This is a genomic window from Desulfovibrio sp. (genome assembly GCA_016208105.1).
Taxonomy (GTDB): Bacteria; Desulfobacterota; Desulfovibrionia; order Desulfovibrionales; family Desulfovibrionaceae; genus Fundidesulfovibrio.
In genome coordinates, this window is the sequence record JACQYS010000022.1 from 286706 (window position 1) to 300422 (window position 13717).

Sequence of the window (13717 nt, forward strand, 5' to 3'; positions counted from 1 at the left end):
CACCCGGGCCACGGTCAGGTAAAGCATGGTCCACAAAAAAAAGCCCCTGGAGCGGCTGCTCCAAGGGCTTTTGTCTCGAGGTTGTTCTTCTTTTTAGTACGCTTCGTCGTACTCCACGTCCTTCTCGGTCACCTTGTGGTTGAAGGTCTTGTACACCCAGGCCTGATACAGGATCACGATGGGCACGAAGGTCAGGGCCACCGTGAGCATGATCTTCAGGGTGAGCGGCGAGGATGAGCTGTTGGCGATGGTCATGGAGAAGGCCGGGTCGATGCTTGAGGGCAGAAGCACCGGGAACAGCCCGATGACCCCGAACAAGGCCACCCCGGCGATGGTCACGGCGCTGGCCACCCAGGCGGCGAACATGCGGCGCTGGCCGATGAACACCCGCTGCATGAGAAGCCCACCCACGGGCAGCAGCACGATTATAAACAGCACCGGGTTGTCCAGGTAGTTCTTAAAGAGCGTGGTGGCCACGGCGGAGTACAGGAGGAACAGCACCGCCACCAGCAGCAGGGCGGGCCAGATCTTTTCCGCAACCTTCACGGCCCTGTCGCGAAGCGCTCCTTCGGTTTTGCAGGAGAGATACAGTGCCCCGTGCATCAGGAAGGCGCACACGAACAGCACGCCGCCGCACAAACCGTAAGGATTGAGCAGAGTGAACAGGGTGCCCTGGTAGATGCCGTCCTTGGCGATGGGAATGCCCTTGAAGATGTTGGCAAAGGCCACGCCCAAGAGAAGCGCCGGGAGGAAGCTGCCCAGGAAGTGGATGTTGTCCCAGAGTTTACGCCCGGCCTCCGACTCCATCTTGGAGCGGAACTCGAAGGAGATGCCCCGGAAGATGAGCGCGAACAGAAGCAGCATGAGCGCCGAGTACAGGGCAGAGAACATCACCGCGTATGTTCCTGGAAACGCGGCGAAGGTCACGCCGCCGGCGGTGATGAGCCAGACTTCGTTGCCGTCCCAGAAGGGGCCGACCGAGTTGAGAAGAATGCGTTTTTCCGTGTCGTTTTTGGCGATCACGGGCGAGAGCATGCCCACGCCCAGATCGAAGCCGTCCAGCACGAAGTAGACGGCCCATAACACGCCCCACAGCAGAAACCATATGGTTCCGAGTTCCATGTCCGTTCCCTCCGTGTTAGTGGACCGGGCCCTTCTTGGCGTATTTCACCAGAAGGTAGATGTCGATGGCGCCCAGGAAGGCGTACACGATAATAAATGCCGCCAGCGAGATGGCCACCTGGGAGGGGTCCACCGGTGACACGGCGTCCTTGGTGCGCATGAGCCCATGCACGATCCAGGGCTGGCGTCCCACTTCGGCCACGGCCCAGCCGCAGTCTATGGCGATGTACGGCAGCGGAATGGCTAAGATCATGGCCTTTAAGTACAGCGGGTATTCCGTCAGCCTCTTGAGCTTCAACCAGCCGAAGATGGCCAGGAGCGGGAAGATGGTGCCAAGCGCCACCATGATGCGGAAGGCCCAGAAGGTGATGGTCACGGGCGGCCGGTCTTCGGGCTTGAAGTCGAGCAGGCCCTTCACCTCCGCGTTGATGTCGTTGTAGGCGATGAAGGAAAGTCCGCCCGGAATTGGCAGGGCTTCAACCGCGTTTTTCTGATTGGCTTCGTCTGGTATGAGCAGGAGGTGGATGGGGGCGCGCTTTTCGGTCTTCCACTGCGCTTCCAGGGCCGCGAGCTTCGCGGGCTGGAGCTTGGCCACCAGGTTGCCCTGGGCATGGCCGGCCAGGGCCACGGCCACGGAGAAGATAAGGCCGAACACGGCGCCGTACTTGAAGGAACGGGTGAAGAAATCCACTTCGTTCTTGCGCAGCAGGTGCCAGGCGGAAACGCCCATCACGAAAAAGCCCGACAGCATGGCCGCAGCCGTGAGCACGTGGGCGAACTCGCCCCAGGCGTAGGGGTTGGTGATAAGCGCCCAGAAGTCGTCCAGTTCGGCCCTGCCGTTTCGCATCACGTATCCCAGCGGGTTCTGCATGAAGCCGTTGGCGATGATGATCCACAGGGCGGAAAGGTTCCCGGCGATGGCCACCATCCAGATGGCTGCGGCGTGCATTTTCTTTGAGAGTTTATCCCAGCCGAAGACCCACACCCCGACCATGGTGGACTCCAAAAAGAAGGCCACGGAGGCTTCGATGGCCAGAAGCGGGCCGAAGATGTCGCCCACATAGGCCGAGTAGCGCGACCAGTTGGTGCCGAACTGGAATTCCAAGGTTATGCCCGTGACGATGCCGAGCGCGAAGTTGATGAGAAAAAGTTTGCCCCAGAATTTCGCCATCCTCTTGTAGATTTCATCTCCGCTGCGGACGTATTTGGTCTCCATGAGGGCCACGATGATGGAGAGCCCAAGGGTCAGCGGAACGAAGATGAAGTGGAAGAAGGTGGCTGCGGCAAATTGCAAACGGGAAAGCATCAAGGTGTCCATGCGCCTTCTCTCCTGTGCCTGGCCAGTTAGAGGTTAAGGCAGACGGGCCGCCGGAACTCGCCGCTTAAGAGCGGCGCGTTCCGGGCAGACGTCCGCCCGGGCGAGCTCTTCGAAGCTCGCGGAGTTAAGTGTCTCCCTGAACTGGTCCCGGGCTTTTTCCCACACCTTGTGGACCGCGCAGAAGGAGCTTCGGCCGCAGTCCTGGGGGCGGGAAAGGCACTCGTTGACCAAAATTTCACCATCGATAGCTTCCACCACCATTAGCAGAGAAATTTGGCTAGGGGGAAGCGCCAATTCGTAGCCGCCATGAGCCCCTTGCCGCACAACCAGAACACCGGATTTGGCCAGCCCCTGGGCTATCTTGCCCAAAAAAGCCATGGGTATGTCCATGGTCTGGGCCACTTCGCGGCGGCTCACAGTCTGGCCGAACGGATGTTTGGCCAGGTAGAGCACACAGCGGATGGCGTATTCAGCGGCGCGGGTCAGTCTCATGGCTACCTACAACAGGGATAATTAAGAGCTGATTTGTCCTATATGTGGACACGCCGAAGCTGTCAACACGGTCAGATAAAAAAATGAGCAACGAGGGAAAAAACTTAGTGCTTTTCGCGATCGGCCGAGGCGGGGGCGGCCACTGGCCAGGGGAAGGTGCGCCGCCAGGTGGCCATGAAGCCGCCTGCCATATGCTTGTTCACAAAGCCCTTGCACCGCTTGTGCAGGGCCACGTCGAGCTGGCCGAGAAACCAGAACGCGCCAAGGCAGAGCACGAGTGCCATAAGCCCGGCCACGAGCCCGGGAAGCTCCCCGGTGATGGGCTTCCAGCGGTCCAGCACCAGGATGATGATGGTGGAATGAACAAGATAGAGGGCGTAGGAGTAGTCGCCCAATTGGGCCAGGAGTTTGGGCGAGCGGATGCGGCTCTCAAGCTGAATAAGCCAGTAGATGAGCAGGCAGGAGATGATCCCGAGCAGGTACAGTATGCTGTAGGCCTGCCTGTAGAGCACGCTCATCACGCAGAGCGAGGCGAACATGACCTGTCCGGCCCAGGCCATGGTCACAGGTTCCTGCCGGCGCTGAATGAAGTAGAAGGTGAGGGCGCCCAGGATGAACGAGTAGTTCCAGATGGAGAGCCATATTGAGAACACGTTCGGCAGGGGCTTGGGCGCGGAGAATGCCACGGTGTCGTGGATGATGACGGCGAAGAGCCAAACCAGCAGAAAGGCCGGGAAATGCCTGTTCCATTTGGGACGGCAGAAGAGTGCGCAAATGAAATAGTACCAGATTTCGTAGACCAGGGTCCATTCTATGCCCAGCTTGTAGCTTTTGCCCATCCCGAAGGGCAGAAGAGAGAGCACCTGGGGCATGTCGTCAAAGTTGAGAGGGATAGACGTGAACGCGCGCATGACAAACGCCATGGCCACCACCACGAAGTACATGGGGTAGACGCGCACCAGGCGTTGGATCAGGAAGTTGGGGGCGTTGCGGTCCACCAAAAAAGCCATGAAATACCCGGAGATGGCGAAAAATCCGCAGGGGACTCCGCCAATAATATAGGGCGTATACTCGAATATAGATGGTGAACCGTAGTGGGTGAGGTAGATCTTGATGTGCATGAAAACCACACACACGCACAAGATTCCGCGAAGCGCCTGAATAAGGGTGTAGGTCATTGTATTGAGATGCGAAGGAGCGCGTATCCGTTACGGTTTCGCAACAGCTCGAACTTACAGAACATGTTTGTACAATTAACTGATTACCAAATAACGCGCGTCCGGTCAACGCGGCTTGTGCAATGAAAAAGGAGCGGCCGGGGCCGCTCCTCTAGATTTCTACGAGCAGAATTAGGATGCGGCGATTTTGGCCTGCAGGGCCTTGGCCACGGTCCGTCCCAGTTCAACGCAGGCTTTGAGTTGTTCGTGCGTGGGCCTGTTCTTGGCGCGCACGCCTTCCACCACCTCGAAATGCATGGCGGTCAAGAGTTCAGTGACGTGCTTGAGCGCCTCTCCGCTCCATCCGTAGGAGCCGAAGGCTGCGGCGACCTTGTTCTGGGGCTTAAGCCCCTTCATGTAGGTGAGCATACCCGAAACCAGGGGCAGGACGCCGTTGTTGTGGGTGGCTGAGCCCACGAGCACCGCTCCGGACTCGAACACCTCGGCCATCACGTCGGAATGATGGTCGGACTTGAGCGACATCACCCGCACGGGAGTACCGGCCTCAAAAAGCCCCTCGGCTATGGCATGGGCCATTTTCTCGGTGGAGCGCCACATGGTGTCGTAAAACACCACGGCGCGGTTGACGGGTTTTTGCAGGGCGAAGCGGCGGTAGTCCTCAAGCACGCGGGCCACGCCCTCGCCGCGCCATATGAGCCCGTGGTCCGGGGCGATCATGTCCACCGGCCAGCCCAGCTTGCCGAACTCATCCAGGAGTTTGAGCGTCACCGAGGAGAAGGGCAGCACGATGTTGGCGTAGTAGCGTGAGAGCTGCCTGGCCAGTTCGGCCTGGTCCACCTCGTCGGCGAAGCGGGCGGAGCTGGCGTAGTTCTGGCCGAAGGCGTCGGAAGAGATCAGGAGCTTGTCCTCTTCCACGTAGGTCATCATGGAGTCTGGCCAGTGCAGCATGCGGGTCTCTACGAAGCGCAGGGTGCGGCTGCCGATGGACAGGCTGTCGCCGGTTTTGACCACATGCAGCGGCCAGTCCGTGGTGTCGTAGTATTCCTTGAGGGCCTTTTCGCCCATGACGGAGCAGATGATCTTCTCAGGCTTGGCGGCTTTTACCAGCGCGGGCAGCGCGCCCGAGTGGTCGGGTTCCACGTGGTTGACCACGATGTAGTCGATCTCTGAAGGCGGCATCACGTGGGCGACGTTGCACAGAAGAGTGCCCGCGAAACGGTCTTCCACGGTGTCTATTATGGTGTTCTTCTGGTCCTTGATGAGAAACGCGTTATAGGTTGTACCCTGGGGAGACAGGGAGTAGCCGTGGAAGTTGCGCCTGTCCCAGTCGACGGCGCCAATCCAATAAATATCTTTTTTTATCTCGCAAGCGGTCATCGAATACCTCTGTGGGAAAAAAGGAGAGGCCCGCCGTCAGTTCCGGCGGGCCTTTGAAAAAGGGGGGCTATTCCTTGGTGAATTCGCTCTTTGGAGCGCCGCAGACCGGGCAGGTCCAGTCGTCCGGCACCTTGTCGAAAGAGGTGCCCGGGGAGATTCCGTTTTCGGAATCGCCCTCGGCTGGGTCGTAAACATAGCCGCAGACATTGCAGACGTACTTGTCCATGATGCCTCCATGAAGATGTGGCGGACGCGCTGCGCCTTCTTTTAGCCCTCAGCGCCGGTCCCGCGTGTGTCGGGGGGCCTTGCCTGAGCGGCAAAGAGGACTAAGCGTCCGGACATATCGCCAGGGCGATCTGAGCACCCGGGCGAATCGGGATATACCCGGTTTATCGGCCGTTGTGAATGGGCTTTTGAATCATCCGGTGAACAATTCCATGGCAAGCCCTGTTCATTATTGCGACATATCGATCCACGGACAGGGCGATGTCAAGAGCGAAGTGGGCCCAGGAGTCTCTCACCCGGGAAAATCTTCCAGCAAGCGCCATCGGATGTCCGCAATGGGGGAGGGACGGTTGCGGCGGCGGGGTGGTCCCCGCCGCCCTGATTCAAAAGGCTACCAGTCGAGGGTGGCCTTGAAGGCCTCGGCCAGGCTCTCCACGTCCTCCTCCAGGACCAGCTCTTTCGAGTTTCGGATGGTAAGCCTGGATTCGGGCGTTACCCGGCCGATGGGGGCCATCCATTGCCCGGCGAAGAGCTTTTCGAAACTGACCACATTACCGGAAGGGACACCCACGATGAAGCGGGAGTGGCTTTCCGAGTAGAGGATTTCCATTGCGGAAGTGCAATCCGGACTCGTTGGCACGCGGGAGAGGTCCACATCCGCTCCCAGACGTCCACCGATGCACATTTCGGCCAGGGCAACGGCCAGGCCGCCGTCGGAGCAGTCGTGGCAGGCATTCACGATCCGTCCCTTGGCCGCCTTGCGCATGCACTCGTAGCGCTTGATGGCGGACAATGCGTCCACCTGGGGGACGTTGTCGTCGCTTATGCCGAGTTCGTCGGCGAGCTCAGATCCGCCCAGTTCCTTCCGGGTTATGCCAAGCACGTAGATCACGTCACCGGCCTGCTTGAAGTCGGAGGTCATGGCCTCGGCGGCGTCGGGGATCACGGAAAGGACGGTGAAAAGAACCGTGGGCGGAATGGATATCTTTTCGCCGCCGCCGGTGTAGTCGTTCTTCATGGAGTCCTTGCCTGAAACGCAGGGAACGCCGTAGGCGTGGCAGAAGTGGGCCAGGGCCTGGTTGGCGCGGACCAGCTGGGCCAGCTTGTAGCGGCCGTCCGGCGTCTTTTCCGACTGGACCGGATCGCACCAGCAGAAGTTGTCCACACCGGCCATGTGCTCCAGGTCGCCTCCGGTGGCCACGGCGTTGCGCACGGCCTCGTCGATGGCCCCGGCCATCATCCAGTAGGCGTCCAGGTCGGAGTACTTGGGGCAGATGCCGTGGGAGACGACCAGAGCCTCCTTGCGCGAAATCACCGGGCGCATGACCGCGGCATCGGCCGGACCGTCGCGCAGGGCGCCGACCAGCGGCTTGACCACGCTGGCGCCCTTCACCTCGTGGTCGTACTGGCGGATCATGTATTCCTTGCTGCAAATGTTCAGGCGGCCCAACATGCGCTTGAGAAGTCCGGCCTGGTCGGCCACGGCAGGAATGGGGGTGGCCTTGATTGCCGGGCGCTCCCACACCGCCTCCAGGACCATGCGGGGGGTGCCCTCGTGCAGGAAGTCCATGTCCAGAAGGGCCACGGGCTTGCCCGCGAAGCTCACCTTGAATTGCCCTGAGTCCGTGAACCGCCCGAGCGCGGTGGCCTCCACGTCCATCTCGGCGGCCAGGGCCATGAACCGTTCGATCTGGTCCGGCCCGACGGCCACGGTCATGCGTTCCTGAGCTTCGGACAAGAGGATCTCCCACGGGCGGAGCCCGTCGTACTTGAGCGGGGCCTTGGCCAGATCAAGCTCCGCGCCGCCGGAATCGTTGGCCATCTCGCCTACGGAAGAGGACAGGCCGCCCGCCCCGTTGTCGGTGATGGCGTGGTAGAGGCCAAGGTCCCTGGCTCGCATGAGAAAATCATACATCTTGCGCTGGGTGATGGGGTCGCCGATCTGCACGGCCGTGGCCGGGGAACCCTCATGCAGCTCCTCTGAGGAGAAGGTGGCCCCGTGGATGCCGTCCTTGCCGATACGCCCGCCGGTCATGACGATGTAGTCCCCGGGCAGGGCCTTCTTCTGGTAGCTGGGCTTGCCGTTAAGCGTTGCCGGCATGATGCCGATGGTGCCGCAGAACACCAGGGGCTTGCCCAGGAACCGTTCGTGGAAAACCACCGAACCGTTCACTGTGGGGATGCCGGATTTGTTGCCGCCGTGCTCCACGCCTTCGCGCACGCCTTCCATCACCCGCCTGGGGTGCAAAAGCCTGGGCGGTAGCGGTTTGTCGTAAAAGGGCGAGGCGAAGCAGAACACGTCGGTGTTGCACAGAAGGTTCGCGCCCATGCCCGTGCCCATGGGGTCGCGGTTGACGCCCACGATGCCTGTGAGCGCTCCGCCGTAGGGGTCCAGGGCGGACGGGGAGTTGTGGGTCTCCACCTTGACGCAGAGGTGGCTCTCGTCGGTGAAGCGGATCACGCCGGCGTTGTCCTTGAACACGGAGAGGCAGATGTCGCCAGCGCCCATGTTCTCGCGGATTTTCGCCGTGGAGCCCTGCACGAAGGTCTTGTACAGGCTGGAAATGGCGTGGCGGTGGCCGGTCTCCGTGTTCAGGTAGTCTATGTCGGCGGAGAAGATCTTGTGCTTGCAGTGCTCGGACCAGGTCTGGGCCAGCACTTCCAGTTCCGCGTCGGTGGGGTGCTTGCCAAGCCCTGCGGACGCCCGGGCGGAGGCGACTGCCGGGTTCGCGTAGTGGTCGCGGATGACGCGCATCTCTTCGAGCGAAAGAGCCAGCACGTTGTCGCGCGAAAACGCGGTCAGTTCCTCGTCGCTCATGGCGGAAAGATTCACTTCGAGCACTTCGTCCGAGGACATACCCGTCACCTGGGCCGCCTTGGCGCTAAAGCCAGGTTCCTTGGCCCAGTCCGTTCCGGATTTGATCTCGAAACGCTGGATCAGCTCGTTGCACAGATGGTCCCGGGCGATGTGCTCGGCCTGTGAGCGGTCAAGCGCACCCTTCAGGGCGTACTGGGTGGAGGTGTACACCGCCAATTCCCTGGCCTGCTCCTTGGTGAGGCCAAGCACCAGGGCCAGGGTTTCCTTGGCGGTACGGCCTTCGTTGTCGGTCACGCCCGGGCGCAGTCCCACTTCGACGATCCAGTCGAAGTCCCTGGCCAAAGGGGTCAGGGAAGCGATGTGGGAAACGGGGTCGTGCAGCGCGGCCGCGTCCAGGATCTTGTCCAGGTCCTTCTCAGCAAGGCCTGCGATTGTGTAGGTCTTGACCACGGAGGCGTCGTCCACGGGCACGCCCAGCTCATGGGTTATGCGCATTGCCGCGCGGCGGCCGGGCACATCCGGAACGTGGGGCTTGGGAGCTACTTCCACGCGAAAGAGCATGACTCATTCTCTCTTGTTTAGTTATTCAAATGGTACGCGCTGATCAGTCCCGGCCGGGGAGATGAACGGGTGAAGGCCGGTCCTGATACTGTAAAAGCCGTTCGCGCGTGTGCTGGTCCAGGGGATGTCCGGTGTTTGGACAAAGAGCAGGATCAGTACAGGCGGAAGGCTTCTAGGTAAAGAGTTGGCCCTCTGATGTCTACGGTCTCTTTGCGGCGGGCAGCTGCTTTAAGTACTCCAGACGGATTTCTTCCATCCGTCCGCTTTTGACCATCCGCGCTATTTGCTCGGAGAGTTCTTTGTCGCGAGCCACCCAGGGCGATTTCTTGGACAGGCAGACGTAGGCGGGTGCAACATCGGAGTGCTTGAAGTGGGCCTTTTCGACCTTGTCATGAAGATTGAAGTTGGCAATGAGGTAGTCACCGGAATCCTCAGTGAGCAGCACCGCGTCCAAGCGGCCGCTGACGAGTTTTTTCAGTCCGATCAGTCCGTTTGGCGCTTCATCCTTTTTTAATTTGGTGTCTTCATCAAAGGGCGAGAAAAATTTGGCTCCCGCACCCACGCCGATGGCCTGAAGCTTGTAAAGGTCCTGGTAAGTTTTGATCTCCGCTCCCCTGCCTTTGGCCACGTAGAAGGCCTTGAAGGACTTCGTATTGTAGGGCGGGTTCAGGAAATGGTAGTATTTCTCCCGCTCGGGAGAGCGAAAAAGGCCGATCATGGCGTCGGCCTGGCCGTCGGCCAACAGGGCCAGGGCGCGTTTGAAAGGCACGATGTGGAATCTGGGAACAGCGCCTAATGGCCGAAGAATCTCTTCCATAATCTTTATGTAGATACCATCGGGCTTATCGTTTTCACCCCCTATGCAATACGGAGGAAACGTCGAGCTGACGACGACCATCTCGCGAAGAGATTCCTGGGAAACCGCCTGTGTGGGCATGGCCAGGACGGCCACGAGAGAAAACAAGAGGGCCAGAACAGAATCCGGAATGCGGTGCTTGCGTACGGGGAAGTATTTCGAAGAGTACGTGGACACGAATGTATCAGCTCCGGTTGTCGAGAAACGAAACGGACACAGGTTTTGTTGTTCTTCTGGGAAGGGACCTTCATCATCCTGGAGTTACCTGCATTCCAGGAGGAATCGAATCCCTGTTGTGTAGACTTGTAAATATAGATATTATCAGCAGATGTCCATGATCACTTTCCAACGGGCAGTTGTTTCAGATAGTCCTGCCGAATGTTTTCCATTCTGCCGCTGTTGACCATCTGCTTTATCCTGTCGGAGAGTTCCTTCTCACGAGCAATCCAGGGGGATTTCTTTGAGAGGCAGATGTAGGCTGGCGCAACCTCGGAGTGCTTGAACTCCGCTTTCTCGACTTTGTCCTGAAGATTGAAGTTGGCGATAAGGTAGTCACCGATATCTTCATGAAGCAGTGCTGCATCGAACCTGCCGTTGACCAGTTTCTGCAACGTCGTAAGGCTGTTTGGAGACTCGTCCTTTTTCAGGGTGGTGTCTTCTTCAAACGGAGAGAAGTACTTGTATCCTGAAACGATTCCAATTCCCTGGAGCTTGGAGAGGTCCTGATAGGTTTTGACATCGCCTCCCCGGCCCTTGGCCACGAAGAATGCTTTGCAGGAATTGGTGCGATACGGCGGCTCCAGGAAATGCAGGTAGTCTTCCCGTTCCGGTGTGCGGAAGAGACCAACCATCGCATCGGCTTGGCCGTCGGACAAGAGAGCCAAGGCACGTTTGAAAGGTAAGATGTGGAATTTGGGAACCGCGCCTAGGGGCTTCAAAAGCTCTTCCATAATAGCAATGTAGATGCCTTCGGCTTTTTCGTTTTCACCACCGCTGGAGTAGGGGGGGAAGATGCTGCTGACGATGACCATCTCCTGAGGCAGGGGGTGGGAGAGGGCGGTGGCAGGAAGGAGAAAAACGGCTGCGAGAGCGGTGAACACGTTGCGCATCCATCCGGGGAGATGGCGTTGCGGCGAGGAACCATGTTCTATGAAATGCATGACCGATCCATACGCAGGGATTCCCAGTGTTTGATGCCGCCTGAGCGAGAGAGTCCTATATTGGGGAGAAGCGTCTTACCCGGACAAACCTGGCGATGGGTTCACGCTTGTTCCTCCTGCGCCCAAAGGATTCGGCTTCCACCCTGGGCCTTGGCTACATAGGAAGCCTTGTCCGCGCGCCTGAGCAGGGAGGACGACGACTCGTCCTCGCCAAGAATGGCCAGCCCGATGCTCATCCCGATGGAACCCTTGAAATGTTCGGCCACGGCCCGGCTCAGGCGCGTGGCCAAATGCTCCAGCTGGGCAGTGTCGATCTCCGTGACCACAACGGCGAATTCGTCCCCACCGTACCGGCACGGGTAGTCCATGCCCTGGCGGAGTTTGGCTTTGAGCAGCTTGGAAACGGTTTTTAGCACGCTGTCCCCGGCCTGATGCCCCTGGGTGTCGTTGATGGCCTTGAAGTTGTCCAGGTCAAAAAACATGAGTCCCATATGGCGGCCTGTGCGTTTGGAGCGCTGTGCCTCCCGGTCCAGGACGACGTGGAACTGGTAGTGGTTCAAGAGGCCGGTAAGCCCGTCGAAAAGGGCCAGGCGCTTGAGTTTGTCCTCCAGACGGCGGACCACGGTGATGTCGCGCCCCACCACCAACCATTGTTTCTGGCCTTTGGGCGGTTTGGGCAGGGGAGAAAACACCAGTTCCAGTGTGTGCACAGAATCTTCACCCGTGGCGATCATCGCTTCCACGGGGGAGGGGGCTCCGGCCAGCAACTCCGGCCCCCATGTGCCCTGGTAGCTGGCTACGGGTTTGGCGATCTGGAAGAGATTCTTTTCAAGCAGCTGTGAAATCCTTGGCGAAGCGAAAAGAATGCGCCCCAGCGTGTCGATGGTGAAAACCGCGTCGCGCATGGATTTGATGAGTTTTTCCAGGAATTCCCCTTGCTTGAGGGTTTTGAATTCCCATCCCGATACAAGGGTGACGTCCTCGAGAAACATGAGTATCTCGGCGCGCCCCTGCCACTCGCGCTTCTCGGCGGCCAGGTAGACGCAGGCGTCCGAGTCATGGTGCTCTTCTTTCCAGAGGCAGAAGATCTTACGCAGGGATGTGATGGAGTCGTCCGAAATAAAGCTGTCCCACTGCGAATCGCGTGAAAAATCCCGCCCTTCGCCGAGCGCGGTCCAGAGGTCCATGCCGTGACAGTCCTTCTGGATGGAAAGGAAAGTCCGTAAGCGGTCGTTGATTTCCATGATGGCGCCCTTGGGCGAGAGACGGGCCACGCCCACGGGAAGCTGATCCAGCGTGTGGGCCTTGAGCTCCAGGACGGTCTGGCGGATGGCGAAGTTCGCGTAGCACTTGCTCACAAAGAGCATGTACAGGTGTATCTGCTTGGCCATTTCAGGGGCGACGGCCTTGCCCGGAAATCTCAGCTCCCCGTAGAAGCGGCCATCAGCGCTGAGAGGGATGCTCGCTTTTTTTGAAGCGCTCCAGGGCAAGGCCTCCGGACCTTGTTCGACTTTGATCCGGGTGATCCCTGCGGTTTCGTTTGATGAGAAGAGGTCCCAGTCGCCGTATTCAGGGATGCCAAGGGCCAGCTCCCAGTTGTCGAGGCCCCATTCCCAGCGCAGGTGCCGGCCGATGATCTTGGCCACTTCCTCCTTGCCGCCATCGGCGTGGGTTATTTCGGAGGCGAGGAAATGGTATTCCTGCATGAGTTTGAGCGTGTGCTGGTAATAGCGTTCGTTTGGCTCGGACTCCGCGATGCCCAGGGTGGAAAGCACGGATTGGAACCGCTGGGTGCACCGGCAGACGAGTTCCTCCACCTCCTGCTTGTTCATGCCCAGCCGATGCTGGAGCATGCCCCGGAAATGGATGACGGCAGTTGGGTTCTCCGGGGAATTCAATTCCATCTCGGACCAGCGTGTGGCCAGTATGATGCATTGGGTAAGAGGTGGATGGCTGTCCAAACCTTCGAAATCATGGTGGCTGTCCACGCAATCCGGACTGGGCAGGGGGATGTGCCAATCCTCCAGGAGCTGCGTGGTGAGCTGGCAGTGGTCTGTCCGCCATATTCCACGCTCTTCTTCGATCTGACCGGGCATGTAGGCGATGATCACCGGTCCATGGGCGGTTTCCTTCAATCTTTCAGGGGCGGCGCACACCAGCAGCAACAGGGAGATGTCCTTGAGAAGCGCGGAGAGGTAGGCTTGGTCCGCCATATCCGGGCAGAGGCGCTCCGCCAGGAGTTCCGCCGCAATTGCCGACCAGATGGTCAGGCGCCAGTTGGCGAAGAAGTCGATGCCGCGTTGCTCGAAGGCCTTGTGCAGGTGTTTTTGGTAGGTGACGGACAGGGCGAGCTTGAGAATCTCCTTGGTTCCGAGGATGGTTGCCGCACGATTGAGGTCAGTGACCTTCTGCCCAGAACCGTAATAGGGAGAATTCGCCAAGGTGAGCACCGTGGCGGTGAGAATCGGGTCCATGCCCAGGATTTTCGAGATGGTATCGAAGTCGGCTGTGGGCTTAACCGCTTCTTCCAAGAGCTGAAGCATCACCGGCGGGAAGGTGATCTTCATGCATTGGCGTAGAGACGCGATGGGAGTGGTCATGTCACTACGG

The 13717-nt window shown here is 59.3% G+C and carries 10 protein-coding genes; all 10 read right to left on the reverse strand.

Going from position 1 to position 13717, the window contains the following annotated elements:
• Positions 1-93: 93 nt before the first annotated feature.
• Positions 94-1122: a cytochrome d ubiquinol oxidase subunit II gene (gene cydB, locus HY795_13920; GenBank protein MBI4806328.1), complete on the reverse strand. Its 1029-nt coding sequence runs from the start codon at positions 1120-1122 to the stop codon at positions 94-96.
• Between the two features lie 16 nt (positions 1123-1138).
• A complete protein-coding gene (locus HY795_13925) occupies positions 1139-2440 on the reverse strand; it encodes a cytochrome ubiquinol oxidase subunit I (GenBank protein MBI4806329.1) in 1302 nt (433 codons plus the stop codon).
• Between the two features lie 33 nt (positions 2441-2473).
• A complete protein-coding gene (locus HY795_13930; GenBank protein ID MBI4806330.1) occupies positions 2474-2932 on the reverse strand; it encodes an Rrf2 family transcriptional regulator in 459 nt (152 codons plus the stop codon).
• 104 nt (positions 2933-3036) lie between these two features.
• Positions 3037-4110: an acyltransferase gene (locus HY795_13935; protein MBI4806331.1), complete on the reverse strand. Its 1074-nt coding sequence runs from the start codon at positions 4108-4110 to the stop codon at positions 3037-3039.
• 171 nt (positions 4111-4281) lie between these two features.
• Positions 4282-5487, reverse strand: coding sequence for a flavodoxin domain-containing protein (locus HY795_13940; protein MBI4806332.1), 1206 nt, complete (start codon positions 5485-5487; stop codon positions 4282-4284).
• A gap of 67 nt (positions 5488-5554) precedes the next feature.
• Positions 5555-5713: a rubredoxin gene (locus tag HY795_13945; GenBank protein MBI4806333.1), complete on the reverse strand. Its 159-nt coding sequence runs from the start codon at positions 5711-5713 to the stop codon at positions 5555-5557.
• 390 nt (positions 5714-6103) lie between these two features.
• Complete coding sequence (locus HY795_13950; protein ID MBI4806334.1) at positions 6104-9091, reverse strand: phosphoribosylformylglycinamidine synthase; 2988 nt, start codon at positions 9089-9091, stop codon at positions 6104-6106.
• A 199-nt stretch (positions 9092-9290) separates the two neighbouring features.
• Complete coding sequence (locus HY795_13955) at positions 9291-10124, reverse strand: transporter substrate-binding domain-containing protein (GenBank protein MBI4806335.1); 834 nt, start codon at positions 10122-10124, stop codon at positions 9291-9293.
• Positions 10125-10285: 161 nt separating this feature from the next.
• Positions 10286-11107 carry a transporter substrate-binding domain-containing protein gene (locus HY795_13960; protein MBI4806336.1) on the reverse strand — a complete coding sequence of 274 codons (822 nt, stop codon included), beginning with the start codon at positions 11105-11107 and terminating at the stop codon, positions 10286-10288.
• A gap of 101 nt (positions 11108-11208) precedes the next feature.
• Positions 11209-13707, reverse strand: a complete 2499-nt coding sequence (locus HY795_13965; GenBank protein MBI4806337.1) for an HDOD domain-containing protein — start codon at positions 13705-13707, stop codon at positions 11209-11211.
• Positions 13708-13717: the final 10 nt, after the last annotated feature.